The 19,566-nt window shown below is 72.0% G+C and carries 18 protein-coding genes and 1 riboswitch; of the genes, 6 read left to right on the top strand and 12 right to left on the bottom strand.

Features of this window, described 5'->3' with window-relative positions:
* Window positions 1-120 precede the first annotated feature (120 nt).
* The 7 genes from ABZ749_RS08545 to ABZ749_RS08515 all read right to left on the bottom strand — a co-directional run bounded on the left by ABZ749_RS08545 (window position 121) and on the right by ABZ749_RS08515 (window position 6,185).
* Window positions 121-1,602: an alpha/beta hydrolase gene (locus ABZ749_RS08545; RefSeq protein WP_357224441.1), complete on the bottom strand. Its 1,482-nt coding sequence runs from the start codon at window positions 1,600-1,602 to the stop codon at window positions 121-123.
* Window positions 1,603-1,727: 125 nt separating this feature from the next.
* A complete protein-coding gene (locus ABZ749_RS08540; protein ID WP_112581781.1) occupies window positions 1,728-1,997 on the bottom strand; it encodes a hypothetical protein in 270 nt (89 codons plus the stop codon).
* Window positions 1,994-2,341 carry a helix-turn-helix domain-containing protein gene (locus ABZ749_RS08535; RefSeq protein ID WP_285792822.1) on the bottom strand — a complete coding sequence of 116 codons (348 nt, stop codon included), beginning with the start codon at window positions 2,339-2,341 and terminating at the stop codon, window positions 1,994-1,996. The genes ABZ749_RS08540 and ABZ749_RS08535 overlap by 4 nt, the downstream gene beginning before the upstream one ends.
* Before the next feature lie 163 nt (window positions 2,342-2,504).
* Window positions 2,505-2,678 carry a CsbD family protein gene (locus ABZ749_RS08530; RefSeq protein ID WP_036410891.1) on the bottom strand — a complete coding sequence of 58 codons (174 nt, stop codon included), beginning with the start codon at window positions 2,676-2,678 and terminating at the stop codon, window positions 2,505-2,507.
* A 74-nt stretch (window positions 2,679-2,752) separates the two neighbouring features.
* Window positions 2,753-4,999, bottom strand: a complete 2,247-nt coding sequence (locus ABZ749_RS08525; protein WP_357224436.1) for a heavy metal translocating P-type ATPase — start codon at window positions 4,997-4,999, stop codon at window positions 2,753-2,755.
* A gap of 12 nt (window positions 5,000-5,011) precedes the next feature.
* Window positions 5,012-5,962: a hypothetical protein gene (locus ABZ749_RS08520; protein WP_357224433.1), complete on the bottom strand. Its 951-nt coding sequence runs from the start codon at window positions 5,960-5,962 to the stop codon at window positions 5,012-5,014.
* A gap of 13 nt (window positions 5,963-5,975) precedes the next feature.
* Complete coding sequence (locus ABZ749_RS08515; RefSeq protein ID WP_357224429.1) at window positions 5,976-6,185, bottom strand: copper ion binding protein; 210 nt, start codon at window positions 6,183-6,185, stop codon at window positions 5,976-5,978.
* Between the two features lie 94 nt (window positions 6,186-6,279).
* Between ABZ749_RS08515 and ABZ749_RS08510 the strand changes: the two genes are divergently transcribed.
* Window positions 6,280-6,576: a metal-sensitive transcriptional regulator gene (locus tag ABZ749_RS08510; RefSeq protein WP_030329541.1), complete on the top strand. Its 297-nt coding sequence runs from the start codon at window positions 6,280-6,282 to the stop codon at window positions 6,574-6,576.
* A 6-nt stretch (window positions 6,577-6,582) separates the two neighbouring features.
* Here the strand turns inward: ABZ749_RS08510 and ABZ749_RS08505 are convergent, their stop codons facing one another.
* The gene (locus tag ABZ749_RS08505; protein ID WP_357224446.1) at window positions 6,583-8,547 is read right to left on the bottom strand and encodes a heavy metal translocating P-type ATPase; all 1,965 of its coding nucleotides are present in this window, start codon (window positions 8,545-8,547) and stop codon (window positions 6,583-6,585) included.
* A 416-nt stretch (window positions 8,548-8,963) separates the two neighbouring features.
* Between ABZ749_RS08505 and ABZ749_RS08500 the strand changes: the two genes are divergently transcribed.
* A complete protein-coding gene (locus ABZ749_RS08500; protein ID WP_357224425.1) occupies window positions 8,964-10,334 on the top strand; it encodes a YibE/F family protein in 1,371 nt (456 codons plus the stop codon).
* A 166-nt stretch (window positions 10,335-10,500) separates the two neighbouring features.
* Window positions 10,501-10,631: riboswitch (cyclic di-AMP (ydaO/yuaA leader) on the top strand.
* Window positions 10,632-10,635: 4 nt separating this feature from the next.
* Complete coding sequence (locus tag ABZ749_RS08495) at window positions 10,636-11,655, top strand: hypothetical protein (protein ID WP_357224420.1); 1,020 nt, start codon at window positions 10,636-10,638, stop codon at window positions 11,653-11,655.
* A gap of 56 nt (window positions 11,656-11,711) precedes the next feature.
* On the opposite strand, the gene ABZ749_RS08490 is transcribed toward ABZ749_RS08495, so the two are convergent.
* A complete protein-coding gene (locus tag ABZ749_RS08490) occupies window positions 11,712-12,431 on the bottom strand; it encodes a carbonic anhydrase (protein ID WP_357224415.1) in 720 nt (239 codons plus the stop codon).
* Window positions 12,432-12,657: 226 nt separating this feature from the next.
* Between ABZ749_RS08490 and ABZ749_RS08485 the strand changes: the two genes are divergently transcribed.
* Together ABZ749_RS08485 and mycP are read left to right on the top strand one after the other, a co-directional pair.
* The gene (locus ABZ749_RS08485) at window positions 12,658-12,993 is read left to right on the top strand and encodes a MarR family winged helix-turn-helix transcriptional regulator (protein WP_357199998.1); all 336 of its coding nucleotides are present in this window, start codon (window positions 12,658-12,660) and stop codon (window positions 12,991-12,993) included.
* 51 nt (window positions 12,994-13,044) lie between these two features.
* On the top strand, window positions 13,045-14,274 hold the full coding sequence (gene mycP, locus ABZ749_RS08480) for a type VII secretion-associated serine protease mycosin (RefSeq protein ID WP_357224409.1): 1,230 nt from the start codon (window positions 13,045-13,047) through the stop codon (window positions 14,272-14,274).
* 102 nt (window positions 14,275-14,376) lie between these two features.
* Here the strand turns inward: mycP and ABZ749_RS08475 are convergent, their stop codons facing one another.
* The 3 genes from ABZ749_RS08475 to eccCa all read right to left on the bottom strand — a co-directional run bounded on the left by ABZ749_RS08475 (window position 14,377) and on the right by eccCa (window position 19,160).
* Window positions 14,377-14,655 carry a WXG100 family type VII secretion target gene (locus ABZ749_RS08475; RefSeq protein WP_030329555.1) on the bottom strand — a complete coding sequence of 93 codons (279 nt, stop codon included), beginning with the start codon at window positions 14,653-14,655 and terminating at the stop codon, window positions 14,377-14,379.
* A gap of 25 nt (window positions 14,656-14,680) precedes the next feature.
* On the bottom strand, window positions 14,681-14,989 hold the full coding sequence (locus ABZ749_RS08470) for a WXG100 family type VII secretion target (protein ID WP_030329557.1): 309 nt from the start codon (window positions 14,987-14,989) through the stop codon (window positions 14,681-14,683).
* A 205-nt stretch (window positions 14,990-15,194) separates the two neighbouring features.
* Window positions 15,195-19,160, bottom strand: coding sequence for a type VII secretion protein EccCa (gene eccCa / locus ABZ749_RS08465; RefSeq protein WP_357224406.1), 3,966 nt, complete (start codon window positions 19,158-19,160; stop codon window positions 15,195-15,197).
* 166 nt (window positions 19,161-19,326) lie between these two features.
* On the opposite strand from eccCa, the gene ABZ749_RS08460 reads away from it, so the two are divergent.
* The coding region (locus ABZ749_RS08460; RefSeq protein WP_357224401.1) for an EsaB/YukD family protein at window positions 19,327-19,566 on the top strand (240 nt) is incomplete at its 3' end.

Genomic DNA, 19,566 nt, shown 5'->3' with positions numbered 1-19,566 from the left:
GTTGAAACGCGGTGGGCTCTCCGTCCCGGCCCCGGCTCCCCGCGGGGGCCGCCCCCCCCCCCCCCCGCCGCTCCCCCCCCCCCGCCCGGCCGCCGGGCGCCCGGCGGCCGGCAGCGGCGGTCACACCTCGGGTTCGATGGCCGGGCAGCTGGCACCCCGGGCGGGCACCACCTGATCGGTCAGGTACGAGTCGACGGCTCGTTGCACGCACGGGCTACTGCTGTAGCTGCCGTGCCCCCACCCCTGGTAGGTGAGCACCGCGCCGTGCCGGCCCAACTGTCGCGCCACGTTGCGCGCCCAGTCGTAGCCGGTGGCCGGGTCGTGCACTGTGGCGGCGAGCAGCAGCGGAACGTCGGTGTGGACCCGTAGCCGATGCTGCGGGTTGGCCACCGGCGTCGGGGTGCCCAGGCAGGTGACCAGGGCGAACAGCGCCGGCGGGTAGCGCAGGTCCGGGGCGAGCCGGGCCGCCCGGCGCAGATGTCCGACGTACTCGCGGTAGTCGCGCACCGGCAGGCTCCAGTCCTGACAGAAGACCGCGAAGGGGTACGGAGCCACGGCGTCGCCGGTCGATGGGCCGGCGCTTCGCATGGCGGTGGCGGCATCCATCCTGCCCAGCCACTCGGCCAGGCCCGGCCACCGCCAGGTGTCGTAGAACTCCTTGTGGGTGAGCCGGCTCAATTCGAACGGGGTCAGCACCACCCCGGGCCGCTTCGGGTCGGTCAGCAGGCCGCGCTCGGCCCGCACCTGCAGCCCGGCCCAGATCGACCGGAGGTCCCGGCCGTGCAGGGCACAGGCCGTGGACCGTTCACACCAGGCGGCGAATTCGTCGAACGCGCCCTCCGCTGTGGCGGCCTGGCTGTCCAGGAAGGCGCGGGTGCCGAGGCTGTGGTCCATCGTGGCCTCCAGCACCATGGCCCGGACCCGGTCGGGGTACAGCTCGGCGTACCGCTGCCCGAGCAGGGTGCCGTACGAGCTGCCGTGGAAGGTCAGCTGCCGTTCGCCGAGCGCGGCGCGGACCGCGTCCAGGTCGCGGGCGGCGCTGGTGGTGTCGACGTGGTCGTAGAGCGCCCCGGTGCGGGCCCGGCAGTCGGCGCGCAGCAGCGCGTTGTTGGCCAGTGTGGCGTCGAACTGCGCCTGGTCGGCGATCAGTTGCGGTTGTCGGGCGAGCAGGTCCCGGGCACAGAGCACCGGGTGGCTGCCGCCGGTGCCGCGTGGGTCGAAGCTGACGATGTCGAACCGGGCGCGCAGGTCGGCGCTGAATCGGGAGCTGCCGTTCACCACCCGGTCGACCCCGCTGTCGCCCGGCCCGCCGGGGCCGAACACCAGCGCACCCTTCCGGGCGGCCGGATCGGTGGCGACCCGCCGTGCCAACACCAGGTCGAAGCGTTCCCCCCGGGGTCGGTTCCAGTCGACCGGGAGTGACAGGGTGCCGCACTCGGCGGGAGCGTCATCGGTGGGGGGGTCCTCGACGGGGGCGTCCGTGGCGCAGGGCTGCCAGTCGATTGCGGGTCGGGCGGTGGCTGGGGTCGCCGGGGTCAGACCGGTGGCCGCGAGGGCCAGGGCCGTCGTCCAACCGACGGCGGATTTGCGTACGCGCAGCATGAGGTGCTGTCCTCTCCTCGAAGGAGCGTTGCCGGTGAAACTCGCCCACTGGGCGAGGTGATGCTGCTTCCACCCGGGCCGTCGAGTAGCCGCTCGACGGCCCGGGGCCTCTCTCGTCCGCCGGGTCAGTCGACCTCGCGCAGGACGCGTTCGAGCGTGGTCATCCGGGTCTCCATCCCGCCCAGACGGCCGTCCATCGCCGCGAGCAGTCGGGCGTTCTCCGCCTGGGCCTGAGCGGCCGTCTCGGCGAGTTGGCGGTAGTCGTCCGCCCGGTCCGCCTCGTACCGGGCCCGACGGGTCTTGGCGAGTTGCACGACGGTCACCGTGACCACGCTGATCAGGAAGGCGAAGATGCCGATTGCGCCGACCACCTCGGTCCAGTCGTGTTCGCTCATCGCTGCGCTCCCGGCTGCTCGCCCGAGTCGGGCACTGTCAGCGTCTCGACCGCCGCCGCGATGACCGCGGGGGTGAGTGTGAGCACGAACGGCTCCACCTCGTAGTAGTTCATGGCCTTCCCGTCCTCCGACAACTCCAGGCGGGCGGTGACCAGCCCGGCCGCCGCCAGCTTCCGTAGGTGGACCTGCAACAGCGCTCGACTGATGCCCAGTTGCCGGGCCAGCCCGCTGACGTACGCACGCTCGCGGGCCAGCGCGGCGACGACCCGCAGCCGGTGCGGGTTGGCCAGGGTGGCCAGCACCCGGACCAGGTCGTCGCCGGTCGGCGGTGAGGCGGTGCTCATAACCAGCCCTTGCACATGCCAAGGAAAGTTAGCAGGTGGCGGCGAACTGCGGTGCGGACGGAAAGCGGAATCAGGGGGATCTCAGGGTCGGCGAAAGAGGCCTGACACACAGCACGCCGGGCCGGTGATGATCACCGGCCCGGCGTGCGGGTTACGTCGTACGTCAGCTCTTGAAGGCGTCCTTGATCTTCTCGCCCGCCTGCTTGAGCTTGGCGGTGGACTGGTCAGCGCGACCCTCCGCCTCCAGCTGCTCATTGTCGGTGGCCCGACCGGCGCCTTCCTTCAGCTTGCCGGTCGCGTCCTCGGTGGCGTTGTTGATCTTGTCGTCGAATCCCATTGCCAACCTCCATTGCAAGCGTCGCTACGACAACAGAGGTACCCCCGCCGTCGCCGGTCCAACCATTACCGTCGTCACAGATCGGCAGCGGCCGACCGGAAGCGACGCAGGCGCAGGCTGTTGGCCACCACGAAGACCGAGGACAGCGCCATCGTGGCACCGGCGATCATCGGGTTGAGCAGCCCGGCGGCGGCCAACGGCAGGGCCGCCACGTTGTAGCCGAACGCCCAGAACAGGTTGCCCCGGATGGTGCCGAGCGTGCGGCGGGACAACCGGATGGCGTCCACCGCGGCGTCCAGGTCGCCGCGGACGAGGGTGAGGTCGGCCGCCTCGATCGCCACGTCGGCGCCGGTGCCCATGGCCAGCCCCAGGTCGGCCTGGGCCAGCGCCGGGGCGTCGTTGACCCCGTCACCGACCATCGCCACCGACCGCCCCTCGGCCTGGAGCCGCTTGATCACGTCGACCTTTCCGGCCGGCAGCACCTCGGCGATCACCTCGTCGACGCCCACCTCGGCGGCGACCGCGCGAGCCACAGTGGCGTTGTCCCCGGTCAGCAGGACCGGAGTCAGCCCCAGCCCGCGCAGCCGAGCCACCGCCGCCCGGCTGGTCGGCCGGACCACGTCGGCGACAGTGAGCACGCCCCGGGCCCGGCCGTCCCAGCCGGCGACGATCGGCGTACGGCCGGCGGCCTCGGCGTCGCGCACCGCCCACTCGACCTCCGGGGGTACGTCGATCTCACGCTCGCGCAGCAGCCGGACCCGGCCGACCAGCACGGCCCGCCCGTCGACGGTGCCGCTCACCCCCAGCCCTTCGAGGTTGCCGAAGGCGCTCACCGGGGGCAACGCGCCCGCCTCGGTGGCAGCGGCCGCTACCGCACGGGCGATGGGGTGCTCGGAGGCCGCCTCCACCGCCCCGGCGAGCCGGAGCAGCTCGGCCCGGTCCACGCCGCTCGCCGGCACCACGTCCACCAGTGTCATCCGGCCGGTCGTCACGGTGCCGGTCTTGTCGAGCACCACGGTGTCCACCCGACGGGTCGACTCCAGCACCTCCGGGCCCTTGATCAGCACGCCGAGCTGGGCGCCCCGACCGGTGCCGACCAGCAGCGCGGTCGGGGTGGCCAGGCCGAGCGCACACGGACAAGCGATGATCAGCACGGCCACGGCGGCGGTGAACGCGGCGGTCGGGCCGGCCCCGGTGCCGAGCCACCAGCCGAGCGTGCCGACGGCGAGGGTGATGACGATCGGCACGAAGACCCCGGAGATCCGGTCCGCCAGCCGCTGCACCGCCGCCTTGCCGCTCTGCGCCTGCTCCACCAGGTCGGCCATCCGGGCGAGCTGGGTGTCCGCGCCGACCCGGGTGGCGGTGACGATCAACCGCCCGCCCGCGTTGATCGTTGCGCCGACCACGCCGTCACCCGGGCCGACCTCGACCGGCACCGACTCACCGGTGAGCATGCTGGCGTCGACAGCGGAGGTGCCCTCGTCGACCACACCGTCAGTGGCGATCTTCTCCCCGGGGCGGACCACGAACCGGTCACCGACGGCGAGCCGGTCCACCGGGATCAGGGTCTCCACGCCGTCACGCAGCACCGTCACGTCCTTGGCGCCGAGATCGAGCAGGGCGCGTAGGGCGGCGCCGGCAGTTCGCTTGGACCGGGCCTCGAAGTAGCGACCGGCCAGGATGAACACGGTGACCCCGGCGGCCGCCTCCAGGTAGATGTTGCCGGCGCCGTCGCTCCGGGTGATGTCGAAGCGGAACGGGTGCGTCATTCCGGGCATCCCCGCGTCACCGAGGAAGAGCGCCCAGATCGACCAGCCGAACGCGGCCAACGTGCCGAGCGACACCAGTGTGTCCATGGTGGCCGCGCCGTGCCGCAGGTTGGTCCAGGCGGCCCGGTGGAACGGCAGCCCGCCCCAGACCACCACCGGGGCGGCCAGGGTCAGCGACAGCCACTGCCAGTAGTCGAACTGCCAGGCCGGGACCATGGCCAGCAGGACCACCGGCACGCTCAGGGCCACCGACACCCAGAGCCGGGTACGCGGCCCCCGCAACGGGTCCACCGGGGGTTCCGCGCTGGGCGGGGCTGGCAGCGCCGCGGTGTAACCGGTCTTCTGCACGGTCCCGATCAGGTCGTCCGGCGTGACGCCGTCGGCGTACCGGACTGTCGCCTTCTCGGTGGCGTAGTTGACGGTGGCGCTCACCCCGTCCATCCGGTTGAGCTTCTTCTCGATGCGGGCGGCGCACGCGGCGCAGGTCATCCCGCCGATCGCCAGTTCGATCCGGTTCGGCGCCTCGGGCAGCGGTCTGCTGGTGGTGGTCATCGTCTGGTCCCGTCAGTCGTGTCCGTGCCCGGGGGTGCCGTGGTCGGCCCCGCCGGTCGGTGCGGGCCCGCTCGGTTCGGGGGCGTCTCCGGTCGGGGCGGCGCCGGCGACCACTGTGAACTCGGCGGTGTGCACCCTCCCGCCGTGTTGGAAGTCGAGGTAGAGCCGGTAGCTGCCGACCGAGGGCACCTCGGCGAGGAAGGTGACGGCCGGACCGGGCCGGGTGCGCCCGTCGCCGGGTGCCCCGTCCGGGTGCACGTGCAGGTAGGCCAGATCACCCCGACGCAGTGCCACCAGGTGCCCGTACGCGCCCAGGTAGGGCTCCAGGTCGGTGACCGGCTGCCCGTCCCGGCTGACGGTCAGGGTCAGCGACGACGTCCGACCGGGCTGCGGCGCACCGGTCAGGGTGACCGTGTAGCCGTCGACAGTGGTGCTGGCCGTCGGGGCGGGCAACGGCCGTTCGGTCAGCTCGCCGGGGACTGTCACGTCCACGCCCAGGGTCAACGGCTCACCCCCGGTCGGGGCGAAGTCGGCGAACGCCCGCCACTGCCCGGGGCCGGCCAGCGGGGTGTCGACCCGCCAGGTGCCGTCCGCGGCCCGCTCGGGGTGGACGTGGCGGAAGCCGGAGAGGTCCCGACGGGCGACGATCAGGTGCATCTGCTTGTCGTGCGCCACGTCGTACCGGGTGACCGGGCGGCCGTCCGGGCCGGCGATCCGGAAGGCGAACTCGCCGGCCGGGGCGTCGGCCGGTTCGAGGGTGTAGCCACGTTCGGAGACGAGCAACCCGCCGGGCAGCCGATCGCCCGTCCCGCCCCGCTCGTCCGCCGTCGGGGTGGTGGCGGCATCGTCGTGCCGGCTCTCGGCGACCGGGGCGGGGTCGACGACCCGGCCGATCCCGTAGGCGGCGCCGAACACCGCCGCCAGGCCGACGGCGAACCCGGCCAGTTTCGTCACGGTACGCACGCCGGCCCGCCGATCACGCGTCGACGAGGTCGTAACCGGCCTCGTCGACGGCGGCCCGGACGGCGGCGGCGTCCAGCGGCTGGTCGCTGCTGACGGTGACCCGGCCGGCGGCGAGGTCGACCTGGACGTCACGCACACCCGCGATGGCGCCGACCTCGGCGCTCACCGCGCTGACGCAGTGCCCGCAGGTCATGCCCTGCACCTGGTACGTCGTGTCGACCATTGGATCGTCTCCTTCGTGGTACCGGTACCCGGTGGGGGTATCTCAACAGAACCGACCGTACCATACCCCCGGGGGGTACGCTATCCTGGTCGGCATGACCGCACCCACCCCGATCCGCGGATACACCGCCAGCAAGGACCAGCTGCTCGCGCGGCTCCGCCGCGTCGAGGGGCAGGTCCGGGGCATCGAGAAGATGGTCGACGACGACCGCTACTGCATCGACGTGCTCACCCAGATCTCCGCCATCCAGGCCGCCCTCGACAAGGTGGCCCTCGGGCTGCTCGACGGGCACGCCCGGCACTGCATGCACGAGGGCGCCGCCGAGGGTCGGGCCGACGAGATGGCCACCGAGATGATGGCGGCGGTCGGCCGGCTCATGAAGCGCGGCTGACCGCGCTCAGTCCGGCGCGGGATCGAGACGGACCCGGCGCAGCAACTGAGCGTTGAGCGCCACCACGATCGTGGACGCCGACATCAGCACCGCGGCCACCGCCGGGCTCAACGCCACACCCGCCCAGGCCAGCACCCCGGCGGCCAGCGGCAGCGCCACCACGTTGTAGCCGGCCGCCCAGGCCAGGTTCTGTCGCATCTTCCGGTACGACGCCCGGGACAGCCGGACCACGGCCCCCACCCCGCGCGGGTCCGAGGATGCCAGCACCACCCCGGCGGACTCGATGGCCACATCGGTGCCCGCGCCGATCGCGATGCCCACGTCCGCCCGGGCCAGTGCCGGCGCGTCGTTCACCCCGTCACCGACCATCGCCACCACCAACCCCCGCCGCTGGAGCTCGGCCACCCGATCGTCCTTCTCCGACGGCAGCACCTCGGCGAAGACCTCGTCGACGCCGGGCCGGAAGCCGAGGTCGGCGGCGACCGCCTCGGCCACCGGCCGGGCGTCACCGGTGATCATGGCGATGGTTCGGACACCCTCGGCACGCAACTCGGCGACAGCGCGCCGGGCCTCCGGACGCACCTCGTCGGTCAACGCGAACGCACCGAGCACGGCGTCGGGCAGCCGCACCAGGTGCAACACCGCGGCACCCCGCGCCGACCACCGCCCGGTCGCGGCCTCCAGCTCCGCCGGGAGCGAAAGGCCCAGCTCGCGCAGCAGCGCCGGCCCGCCCACCGCGTACTCCGTACCGTCGATTGTCGCCTTCACACCGCGGCCCGGCAGCGACCGGAACCCGGCTGCCCGGGCCGGGCCGCCACGGCCGGCCGCCGCCACTATCGCCCGGGCCAACGGATGTTCGCTCTCCGACTCGACGCCGGCCGCGATCCGCAGCACCTCGCTCCGCTCGACGCCGGACGCCGTCGCCAGGTCGGTCACCCCGTGCTCGCCCCGGGTCAGCGTGCCGGTCTTGTCGAAGAGCACCGCGCCGACGGTCCGCATCCGCTCCAGGGCCAACCGGTCCTTGACCAGAATCCCGGACCGTGCGGCGAGCGCGGTGGAGAGCGCGACGACCAGCGGGATGGCGAGACCCAGCGCGTGCGGGCAGGCGATCACCAGGACGGTGACCGCACGGACCACCGCCTCGTCGGGCTGACCGAGCGCGGTCCAGACCAGCACGGTCAGCACGGCGGTGCCGGTGGCCAGGTAGAACAGCGCGGCGGCGAACCGGTCGGCCAACAGTTGGGCCCGTCCACCGGAAGCCTGGGCCTGCGCGACCATCCGCTGGATGCCGGCGAGGGCGGTCTGCTCACCCAACGCCTCGACGCGCACCCGGATCGCCGAGTCGGTGGCGACGGTGCCGGCCACCACCCGGTCGCCAGTCGACCGGGCGACCGGCCGCGACTCCCCGGTGATCATCGACTCGTCCAGCTCGGTGCCGCCCTCGACGACACGGCCGTCCGCCGGCACCCGACCCCCCGGCCGGACCAGCACCACGTCGTCGATCCGCAGACCGGTCACCGGCACGGCCTCGACCCGCCCGTCCGCCGCCACCCGTTCGGCCTCGTCCGGCAACAGCGCGGCCAGCGCCGCCAGCGCTCCCCGGGCCTGTCCGATGGCTTTCATCTCCTGCCAGTGCCCGAGCAGCATGATGGTGACCAGCGCGGCCAACTCCCACCAGAAGTCCAGGTCGAAGACGCCGACGCTGGTCGCCAGGGACGCGGCGTACGCGACGGTGATCGCCATCGCGACCAGCAGCATCATCCCGGGCACCCGGTCCCGGACCTCCCGGACCGCACCGACCAGGAACGGCCAACCGCCCCACCAGAACACCACCGAGCCGAGCACCGGGCCCACCCAGCCCCGACCGGGGACGACGTCCCCGGTCAGGCCCAGCCGGCCCGACACGAGATGACTCGTCAGCACCACCGGGACGGTCAACACCAGGCAGACCCAGAACCGGCGGCGGAACATCGCCGGATCGTGTCCGGCGTGCTTGTCGTGCCCGGAATGCTTGTCGTGCGGCACGGGTTCGGCGCGTCGCGGTCGGTCGGGGTGGGGCGGTGACGGAGCGGGCATGGCTCCAACATGCCGCCCCGGAGACCGCCGCGCGAGCGGTTCGGCCGCCCGACACTCCGCCACGACCTGCAACCCCCGGAGGGGCTGGCTAGCATCTCCCACGATGGCCCTCCGAATGCCGCTGCACAGTCGGGCACCGGCGCCGCCACGTCGTGGCGGTGCCCCCGGCCGACCGGGCCGAGCACTGACCGTCCGTGATCAAGCGGTCGTCAGGCAGCGATCCGCCCCGCCGTCCGCCGCGTTTCCACCGCAACGGTGAACCGCCCGGCCCGCTGACCCGTATTCCGCACCGGACCGTTGGGAGTCTCACCTTGGCCGCCGACCACACTCACCCCGCTCCGTCCGCCCCGCCTCGGGTGCGACGGATCCTCGTCGTGACTGTGGTACCCCTCTTCGTCGCCACCGTGCTGGCCGCGGTGCTGCTCTGGCCGCGCGGCGGGTCGCCGCAGACCGATGGTGGTGCAGACGTGCCGCGCTACCCCGGCACTGTCACCCGGGTGGTGAGCGAGCCGTGCCCGCCGGCGCCGTCGGTCCCCGAGGGCACACCGAGGGTCGGCGATGGGCGGTGCGGCACCGTCGACGTGCGGGTGGACGACGGGCCGACCGCCGGCCAGCAGGTACGGGCTCCGGTGCCCGACGGGCCCGGCGCACCCCGGGTCGAGGTCGGCGACGAGGTCGTCCTGGTCGAACTGGCCGATCCGATCGATCCCACCGTCAGCAACTGGAACATCGCCGAGCATCAACGCGGCACCCCGATGGTGTGGCTGGCGGTGGTCTTCGCGGCCGCGATCGTCGCGTTCGGTCGGTGGCGAGGTCTGGCAGCGCTCGCCGGGCTGGCCGCCAGCTTCGCCATCCTGCTCACCTTCGTGCTGCCGGGCATCAGCGCGGGCAGGTCACCGCTGCTGGTGGCGGTGGTCGGCGCGGCCCTGATCATGTTCGTGGTGCTCTATCTGACCCACGGGGTCACCGCACAGACGTCGGTCGCGGTGCTCGGCACCCTGGGCAGCCTGGTGCTGACCGGCGTGCTCGCCACGATCGCCACGGCCGCGACCCACCTCACCGGCTTCGGCAGCGAGGACGCCACCACCCTGTCGATGTTCCAGGGCGACGTGGACCTGCACGGTCTGCTGCTCGCCGGCATCATCATCGGTTCGCTCGGGGTGCTCGACGACGTGACGGTCACCCAGGCGGCCACCGTCACCGAACTGGCGAACGCCAACCCCGGGCTGACCCGGTTGCAGCTGTACCGTGCCGCCACCCGGGTCGGCCGCGCGCACATCGCCTCCACTGTCAACACCATCGTGCTGGCGTACGCGGGCGCGTCACTGCCCCTGCTGCTCCTGCTCACCGCCGACTCGCGGCCGATCGGGCAGATCCTCACCAGTGAGTTCCTCGCGCAGGAGATCGTCCGCAGCGCGGTCGCCACCCTCGGCCTGATCGCCGCCGTGCCGCTGACCACCGGGCTGGCCGCTGTGGTGACCGCGGCCGGGGGTACCTATGCCACGGCTCCCTCCGACGCTCCCGCGCCCCGGCCCCAGCCGGACCGCAGCGAGGCACTGGCCGCACTCAGCTCACCGCGAACGGCCGGCTCCGACGAGCCGGACCGGACGCGGACCGCACCCCCATCCGAGGCCACCGACCGGTGGCCGGAGTCGAACAGGAGCACGGATACGGCATGGTGACACTCCTCAGCGTGACCAGATCGGGCATCCACCCTGAGAACCGCGTCACTGGTCACTCAACGCTATGGCGAAATGACGCTTTTGGTCGGCATCCAGGCATAGCTCAGCCGGTCGACTCTCGGGTAACCTCGCTGCCGGTTACCGATGAAGGCGCGAAGCGGCGCCTGCGGTGCCACCGCCCAATCGCCAACCGGCGAGCCGGGGACCCAGGTACCTGGGGTGAATCCGCGTCAGCGGTAGGGGCCACTTCCGCCCCGAACCCGTCAGCTAACCCGGTCGGCGGTCGACGGAAGGGAACATTGTGACGGCACCCCTACGCCGCTGGTTGACACCCGTGGTGGCCGTGATCGCCGCACTGACCGTGTTCGCCGGGCCGTTCCCGGCGCACGCCGCCCCGACGAACCCCACACCGTCCGGGCACGAGGAGGACGGCGAGCCCAAGCTGCTCAACGACGTCATCGAGCAGGCCAACCGTGACTATTCCGCCGCGAAGTCCAAGCTGGACAAGTCCAAGAAGCGGCAGAGCGAGTTGGCGGCGGAGGTCAACCGCGCCAAGGCCGAACTGGACGCGTTGGCCCCGCAGGTCGGGCAGATCGCCGCCCAGGCGTACCGGACCGGCCGGATCGGCGCGGTCGCGATGCTGCTGGAGAGCGACGCGCCCGACTCGTTCGTCCAGCGCGCCGGGCTGCTCGACGAGATCAACATGGTCAACGAGAAGAAGCTCTCCGAGGTCAACGAGGTGAAGGCCCGCGCCGAGCAGGCCAAGCTGGCCCTCGACACCGAGGTACGCGAGCAGCAGAAGCAGACCGCCCTGATGGCGAAGCGCAAGAGCGAGGCCGACAAGGCGCTCTCCCTCGTCGGCGGCAAGGGTTTCACCGGCGGCCTGGTGGATGCCACCTCCAAGGTCGCGAAGATCGGCCCGGGTCGCACGGCCGACGGCGACTGGAAGCCCCAGTCGTGCAGCGAGAAAGACCCCACCACGTCCGGCTGCGTCACGCCGCGCACGCTGCACGCGTACAAGGAGGTCAAGGCGGCCGGCTTCAACCGGTTCGTCGGCTGCTACCGCCCCGGCGGGCCGTGGGAGCACCCGAAGGGCCGCGCCTGCGACTGGTCGCTACAGAAGAGCGGGTTCTCCCCGTGGCACAACAACGACACCCGGACGTACGGCAACAACGTCGCCGCGTTCCTCATCCGAAACGCCGACCGGCTCGGCATCTACTACGTGATCTGGAACCGGCAGATCTGGTTCCCGGCCACCGGCTGGAGTTCGTACAGCGGGCCGTCGAACCACACCGACCACGTTCACATGTCGCTGCTCTGACCCGCCCGATCCCCGTCGAGGGCCGTTCCGCGTGACGCGGAGCGGCCCTCGTCGCGTCAGACGGTGGCAGGCGCGGCCGGGTCGGTCGATTCGGCCGGGGTCGCGAAGCCGGCCGGCACGGCGGCCACCTGGCGTACCGCTCCGGCTGCCAGCCGGTAGGACACGCCCACCACCGCGCACCGCCCCCGCGCCACCTCGTCGGCCAGCACGGGCGACTGCCCGAGCAGCGTCTCGACGGTCTGTGCGATGTGGATGTCGACGATGCCGTCGATGTCGTCCACGCCCTCGTCCGCGGCCCGGCGCAGGCTGGGCAGCACGGCGTCGACCACGGCGCGCAGATGGCCACTCGGCGCGGTGCCGGTCGCGGCGGACTCCCGGGCGGCCTGCACCGCACCGCAGGAGTCGTGACCGAGCACCACCACCAGCGGGGTGCCGAGCACTGTCACCGCGTACTCGACGCTGCCGAGCACCTCGGGGCCGGCGGTGTGCCCGGCGGTGCGAACCACGAACAGGTCGCCCAGGCCCCGGTCGAAGATGATCTCGGCAGCCAGCCGCGAGTCGGAGCAGCCGACGATCACCGCGAACGGGTGTTGCCCGTCGGCCACCGCGGCCCGGTGCCCGGCATCCTGGTTGGGGTGGCGTGGGGCACCATCGACGAAGCGCCGGTTGCCGGCGACCAGTTCGGCGTACGCCCGGGTCGGCTCACTGAGCGCGGTGGCCCCGTCGGTGGTCCGCTGCGGACCCGGCTGACCGCCGGAGCTCCCGGTATGACTCATCCCGCACCTCGTCTCGACGCATCTGACCTGGTCAAACCGGCTCTCCGCCGGCCGGGCGGCGGGCGCTGGCTCGTGCTCCACCGTCACACGCACCGTAAGATGCGTCAAGGTATGCGTGATTTAGATTTCATACGTTGACTCCGGCCACACCCTGGGCAACCTTCCCGGGGCGGGGCGGACCAGACTCTCGCGAGGGCAGACGGACATCCGGAAGGGCGGTCACACGATGGCGAGCACGGTGACAGGCGACACCGGCAGTGGGCGGAACTGGACGTTCCTCACCAATCACGGGCACGTCCTGCTGGCCATCGCCCGCGATCCGACCGCCCGGCTGCGTGACGTCGCAGCCGAGGTCGGGGTGACCGAACGGGCCGCGCAGGCGATCGTCGCCGACCTGGAGGCGGACGGTTACCTGCACCGCACCCGGGTCGGACGACGCAACGAATACACCCTCAACCCGGCCGGCCGGTTCCGGCACCCCGCCGAGGCCGACCGGCAGGTCGGCGACCTGCTCGCGCTGTTCGCCGACACGTCCACCGCGAAGGCGGAGCCCCGGGCCTGACCCCGGTCACCGGGGGCCGCTGAGCGACGGTCACAGCGGTAACCTTTGCGGGTGCGCGAATGCCCGCCGTTGAGCGCGACCCCGTCCCGCCGTGCCCTTCGCGGCGTCCTCAGTGGAACGCTCGCGGTCCTGCTCGGCGCCGGCCTGGTGGCACCCTCCCCCGCGACCGCCGCGCCACCCCTCTGCGGTCCCACCGGCACCGACAGCCTGACCCAGATGCCATGGGCGCTCCGCCGGCTGGAGCCGTCCTCGGCGTGGCCGCTGTCCCGGGGCGCCGGGATCACGGTGGCCGTGATCGACTCCGGAGTCTCCGCCGCCCACCCGCTCCTCAAGGGGCAGGTGCTCGAGGGTCGCGACTTCAACGGCCTGCCGGCCCGCCAGGGCCAGTGCGACGAGGCCGGGCACGGCACGCTGATCGCGGGCATCATCGCTGGCCGGGAGGGCACCGTCGTCCCCTTCAGCGGCATCGCCCCGGCCGCCCGCATCCTGCCGATCCGGGTGCTGCCGCAACTCGGCGCGGTCAACAACCCGCAACTCCCCGCGCAGATCGCCGCGGCCATCGACTGGGCGGTCGAGCAGGGCGCCGACGTGATCAACCTGTCCCTGACCACGGTTCCCCGCCCCGAACTGACGGCGGCCGTCGAGCGCGCGCTGGCCAAAGGGGTGGTGCTGGTCGCCGCCGCGGGCAACCGGTCGGAAGATTCGCAGAATTTGCCGGGTTACCCGGCCGCCTACCCCGGGGTGATAGCGGTCGGCGGGGTGGACGAGCAGGGCGGCCACGTCGGCACCTCAATCAGCGGCGACTACGTCGACATCGCCGCTCCCGGGATGAACATCGTCGGGCCGGCACCCGGAAACAGCGGCTACCGCACCGTGCCGGAGGGCGGCACCAGCTACGCCGCCGCGTACGTGTCGGGAGCGGCCGCGCTGGTCCGGGCCGCCTACCCCGGTCTCGACCCGCAGCAGGTAGCGGATCGGCTGAAGCGCACCGCGGACAACCCACCCGAGGGTCAGAACGCCGACATCGGGCACGGGATGGTCAACCCGTACCGGGCGGTGTCGAGCCTGCTCGGCACCCGGGCGAACCCGCCGGCCGGCGCGCTCCCGGCGCCCGCGGTGCGGGACGACCCGCTGAGCTGGCAGCGCCCCACAGCGATCTGGGCGGCGGTCATCGGCGGGCTACTCGCCGGGCTGCTGCTGCTCGCGCGACCGATCATGACCCTGGGCCGCCGACGCGACTGGCGCCCCGGCCGACGCAACGACGCACCAACCGCCGGCTGAGCTGGGCACCGCAGCCCGACGCCGACGCCGACGCCCGCCAACGCCAGACACAAAGCGGCTCCGGGCCGGGCGAACCGGACCGGAGCCGCCTGTGCGAATGCCTCAGCTCCACACCTTGGAGTTGCTCATCTCCGTGGTGAGGTAGTTTTCGCGGGCGATGCCCACGGCACCGCCGATCTCGTTCAGGATCCGGTTGATGTCCCGGACCGCCGCGTCCCACTTCGCCTGGTGCTGCTCGTAGGCAACCCGGTCCTCGCCGTCCCAGTGCAGCTTGGTCAACATCGACCGCAGCGTGTCGAGCTTTTCCTCGAGGGTCTTCGAGATGGCCTGCATCTGCTGGTTGCTGCTCTCGAGGACCGCATAGTCAACTTTGATCGTCACGATTTCCTCCTCTGCCGGCTACGGATCACGGGTTGAGAGCAGAGTGGAACTTGTCCAGCATCTGCTGCTGCTCTTCGTCGTTGACCTGGTGCGTCGTACCCGACTTGTCGAGCAGGTCAGCGATGCTGTCCATCGCCGTCAGCAGTTTGACGGTGTCCTCGTTCCAGCGCGTCATCAGCGACTGGAAGCCCGTGGACGCCTGACCCTTCCACGCGATGGCCAGGTCGTCGACCACGTTCCACAGCTTCTTCAGCTCGCCGTCGACCTCGCTGCGCGTGGACCGCACGTCACTCGCGGCGGTATGCAGAGTCGCAGCTTCGACCTCGAACGCCATGCTTCACACCCTTCCGTCTGTTGTGGTGGCGGCTTCGCCGCACCCCTCCCCCGCGGCAAGGCAGCAACACCCCACCGACGGACACTCCAGTGAAGACCGTAGCGGAACGTGTCCAGCCCTCGCAGCCCTGACCGGCGACGTTCGATGGATGGTGGTGAATCGGACCGGAACGGCCCACCAGCCCCTACCGAACGAACGACAGCGCTCAGACCGGCTCAGACCAGGCCGTCTGAATCAGCTGCTGGCCGTCGCGACGGCGAACCAGGGTGCCCCGACCAGCCGGTTGCGGGCTCGGCCGCAACGTGCCGAAGACCGCGCCCTCCTCCCGGTTGCCGGACATCAGCAGGCCCGGCGAGTCCAACTCGCGCAGCCGTTGCAGCACCGGCTCGTACAGCGCCCTGGACACACCACCGACGCGGCGCGTGACGATCAGGTGCAGACCGATGTCGCGGGCCTGCGGCAACAACTCCTGGAGGGCGCTCAGTGGGTTGCTGCCGCCCGATGCCACCAGGTCGTAGTCGTCCACCAGGATGTAGAGATCCGGACCCTTCCACCAGCTCCGATCACGCAGCTGGGCGGTGGTCACGTCCGGGCCGGGCAGCCGGTTGGACAGCGCGCTGCGGATCGACCCCAGCCCCTGGGCGAACGCCTGGTTCGACGGGGCGTAGTCGAGCAGGTGGTCACCCTCAACCGCCCCCAGCAGGCCACGCCGGTAGTCGGCGATCACCAGCCGGGCCTGCGCCGGCGTATACCGCTCGGTGATCCCCCGGGCGATCAGGCGCAGCAGGTTGGTCTTGCCGCACTCCGCGTCGCCGAAGACCGTCAGGTGCGGCTCGTTGGTCAGGTCCAGGTAGACCGGCGCGAGTGCCGACTCGTTGACGCCGATCGGGAGACCGGGCGCCGAGCGGTCGATGATCCGGGCCAGCTCCGTCACCGGCAGCCGGCGCGGCAGCAACCGCACCTTCGGCGCCGGACGCCCCGGCCAGTTCGCCGCCACGTGCCCGGCCAGGGACAGTGAGGCCTCGCTCAGATCATCGATGTCGCGACGGCCGTCGATCCGCGAGATCGCGGTGAGGAAATGCAGCTTGTCCCGGGTCAGGCCACGACCGGGCGACTTCTCCGGCACGTTGTTCGCCGCCCGACGGTCGATCTCGGACTCCGACGCGTCACCGAGGCGCAGCTCCAACTTGGTGCCGAGCAGATCCCGCATGTTGATCCGGATCTCCGCCCACCGCACGGCGGTGAGCACCACGTGCACACCGAAGCCGAGGCCCCGGTTGGCCAACGTGGTGATGGTCTGCTCCAGCTCCTCGTACTCCTGACGCAGGGTGTTCCACCCGTCCACCACCAGGAACACGTCGCCGAACGGGTCGTCGGCGAACTCGCCGGCGGCACGACGACGGCGGTAACTCGCCACCGAGTCGATGCCGTGCTGGGCGAAACGACCCTCCCGATCGTCCAGGACGGCGACCACCTCGGCCACCGTCCGGCGGACCGCCTCGACGTCGCGCCGACCCGCCACCCCGGCCACGTGCGGCAGCCGCTCCATGCTGCGCAGCGCACCCCCACCGAAGTCCAGGCAGAAGAACTGCACCTCCCGCGGCGTGTGCGTGAGCGCCAACGAGGCCAGCAGCGTACGCAGCATCGTGCTCTTGCCACTCAGCGACCGACCGACGATGACCACGTTGCCGCCGGCCCCGGCCAGCTCGACCATCATCGGATCCCGACGCTGCTCGTAAGGGCGGTCCACCACGCCGACAGGCACTGTCAGTCGCCCGCGCCCGGGCCAGGAGGCGGTGCACAACCCGTAGGTCGGGTCCACCGCCAGCGGACCGAGCAGCTCGCCCAGACCCGGCGGGTCGGCCAACGGCGGCAACCACACCTGGTGCGCCGGGCGGCCCCGCCCCTTGAGCTGGTCGATCAGCACGTCGAGCATCGCCACGGCCTTGCCGTCGGCCGGCTGCTCCGCCTCCGGAGCGGTGGTCACCGGCACCTGCGGGACCTGCACCGGCACGAAGTCGAGACCGTAGGGCACGATCCGGCGCTGCACCAGCGCCTGCGAGGCGGAGGCCTGCTGCCCCGGCGCCCGGTACGCCCCGGACACGTACGCGGCCCGGAACCGCAGCATGGTGCTGGTGTCCGTCTTCAGGTAGCCGTGGCCCGGCGCGTTCGGCAGCTCGTAGGCGTCCGGGACGCCGAGCACGATCCGGCTCTCCACAGCGGAGAAGGTCCGCAGACCGATCCGGTACGACAGGTGCGTGTCGAGGCCCCGCAGCTTGCCCTCTTCGAGGCGCTGGCTGGCCAGCAGCAGGTGCACGCCGAGGGACCGACCCAGCCGGCCGATCATCACGAACAGGTCGATGAAGTCCGGTTTGGCGGCGAGCAGTTCACTGAACTCGTCACAGATGATCAACAAGCTGGGCATCGGCGCCAGCGGTTCACCGGCCGAGCGCGCCTTCTCATACTCGAAGCGGGAGACGTAGTTGCCGGCGGCCCGCAGCAACTCCTGGCGGCGCACCATCTCACCGGCGAGCGCGTCGCGCATCCGGTCGACGAGCGGCAGCTCGTCGGCCAGGTTGGTGATCACCGCGCTGGTGTGCGGCAGCGCCTCCAGCGAGGCGAAGGTCGCGCCGCCCTTGAAGTCCACCAGGACGAAGTTCAGTTCCTCCGACGAGTGGGTCACCGCCAACGCGGCCACCACCGTACGCAGCAGCTCGCTCTTGCCGGAGCCGGTCGCACCGATCACCAGACCGTGCGGGCCCATGCCCTCGTGCGCCGACTCCTTGAAGTCGAGCTCGACCACGTTGCCGTCCGGGCCGACACCGAGCGGGATGCGCAGCCGGTCGCGGTGCCCACGCGGGCGCCAGGTGTTCTGCACGTCCACCGCCGCGGCGTCACCGACGCCGAGCAGGTCCGGCAGCTCGGTGCTGCGGGCCAGCGGCTCGTCGCCGCCGGTCTGCTGCTGGGAGAGCCGGAAGGGGGCGATCTGTCGGGCCAACCCCTCGGCGGCCTCCGCGCTGAGTCGGTCGGGACGACCCAGCGTCGACGACGACGTGCCCCGGACCAGGTCGAGTGAGCCTCCGTCGTTCACGTCGAGGCAGAGCAGCCAGCGGCCGGCGTCGCGCGGCACCGTCCCGGAGAGGTCGATCACGGTGGTCCCGAGCAGACCCGGGCCGACCAGCTGGCAGGTCGGCGAGATCTCCCCGCCGTCGATCACCACGACCAGGTGCGGGGCGGTGGTCAGCGGCTTGGCCTCCGGCGCGAACCGGGGCCGCCCGGCCAGCTCGGCGGCGAGCGAGGCTTCGGCCTCGGCCAGGCTGGCGAAGACCAGCCGGCGCGCGCCCGCGGCGTCCGTCCGGCCGCTGTGGTGGGCGTGTGGCAGCCACTTCACCCAGTCCCAGGACGACTGCCGGTCGGGTGCGGCGACCACAGCTACCACCAGGTCGTCCGGTGCGTGGAAGGTGGTCAGCTGCCCCAGCGCCGCCCGGGTCAGGTCGAGCACCGGCTCGCGGTCGCCGCGCAGCACCACCCGGCTGAACGCGCGCACCGACAGCGCCGTCGGCAGTTCGGGCACCGTGGAGTGTGCCCGGACGAACCGGCGGAGCGCGATGGCGCTCATCGGCTCCAGGTCCTCCACCGGCTTCGTCTCCGGTGGCACGATCTCCACGGCGAGCCGCTGCGGGCCGAGGGCGATCCGGGTCTCACCGAAGTCGTCTTCGGTGATCCGCCGTTCCCAGAGTCGCCGGGACGCGGCGATCGACCAGAGCGCGTCGGGCTCCGGGTGCCGCCAGGCCATCGCGGCCCGCTGCTGCTCGGCGGCACGCCGGGTGCGCTTGCGCATCTGGGCCAGGTAGCGCATGTAGTCACGGCGATCGGCGTTCAGCTCCGCCTTGTCCTTGCCGCCGCTGTTGGCCAACGAGCCGATCGCCATGCCGAGCATCGAGACACCGAACAGACCACCGGCGACATAGGTCATCATGCCGCCGCCCTTGCCGGCGTAGAGGAACGCCATGGCGCCGACACCGCAGAACATCGGCAGGATCATGAGCAGCTGCCCCATCCCGCGGGGTGTCGGCTCGGGCAGCTCAGGAGGCGACTCCAGCAGCACCTCGCCGCGCGGCAGGGCCGGCCCCGGCTGACGCGGGAGCCGGCGGAACACCACAGTGCTCACGGCTGTCTCCTCCCCAGAAGCGGCCCTGATGTCGTGCGGCCCGCGGAACACCGCCCGCGGGTGGGCATCGTACGTGCCGTCATCGTAGGTAATCTGCCGTGTGCGCGGTGGACCCGGACCGCGGCATCCCAGCCAGCCGATCACAGACGCACACCTGGAGGCCACTGTGGCGACGAAGACGGCGACCGGCGGTCTCAGCCGGATCACCATCGTGGCCCCGCGTACCCGGATGGACCTGGCGCTGCCGTCGGACGTGCCGTTGGCCGACCTGCTTCCCACGCTGCTGCGCTACGCCGGTGAGGACATGGCCGACGTGCCGCTGCTGGCCGACGAGTACCGCCGTAACCGCACCACCGGCGGCTTCGTCATCATCGACGAGGCGACCAACCGCACGGTAGGCGCCGCC

Origin of the sequence: Micromonospora sp. NPDC047753, assembly GCF_040642735.1 — a bacterium.
Lineage (GTDB): Bacteria > Actinomycetota > Actinomycetes > Mycobacteriales > Micromonosporaceae > Micromonospora.
The sequence above is the reverse complement of the archived record's forward strand: the minus strand, read 5'-3'. Positions and strand labels throughout refer to the sequence as shown.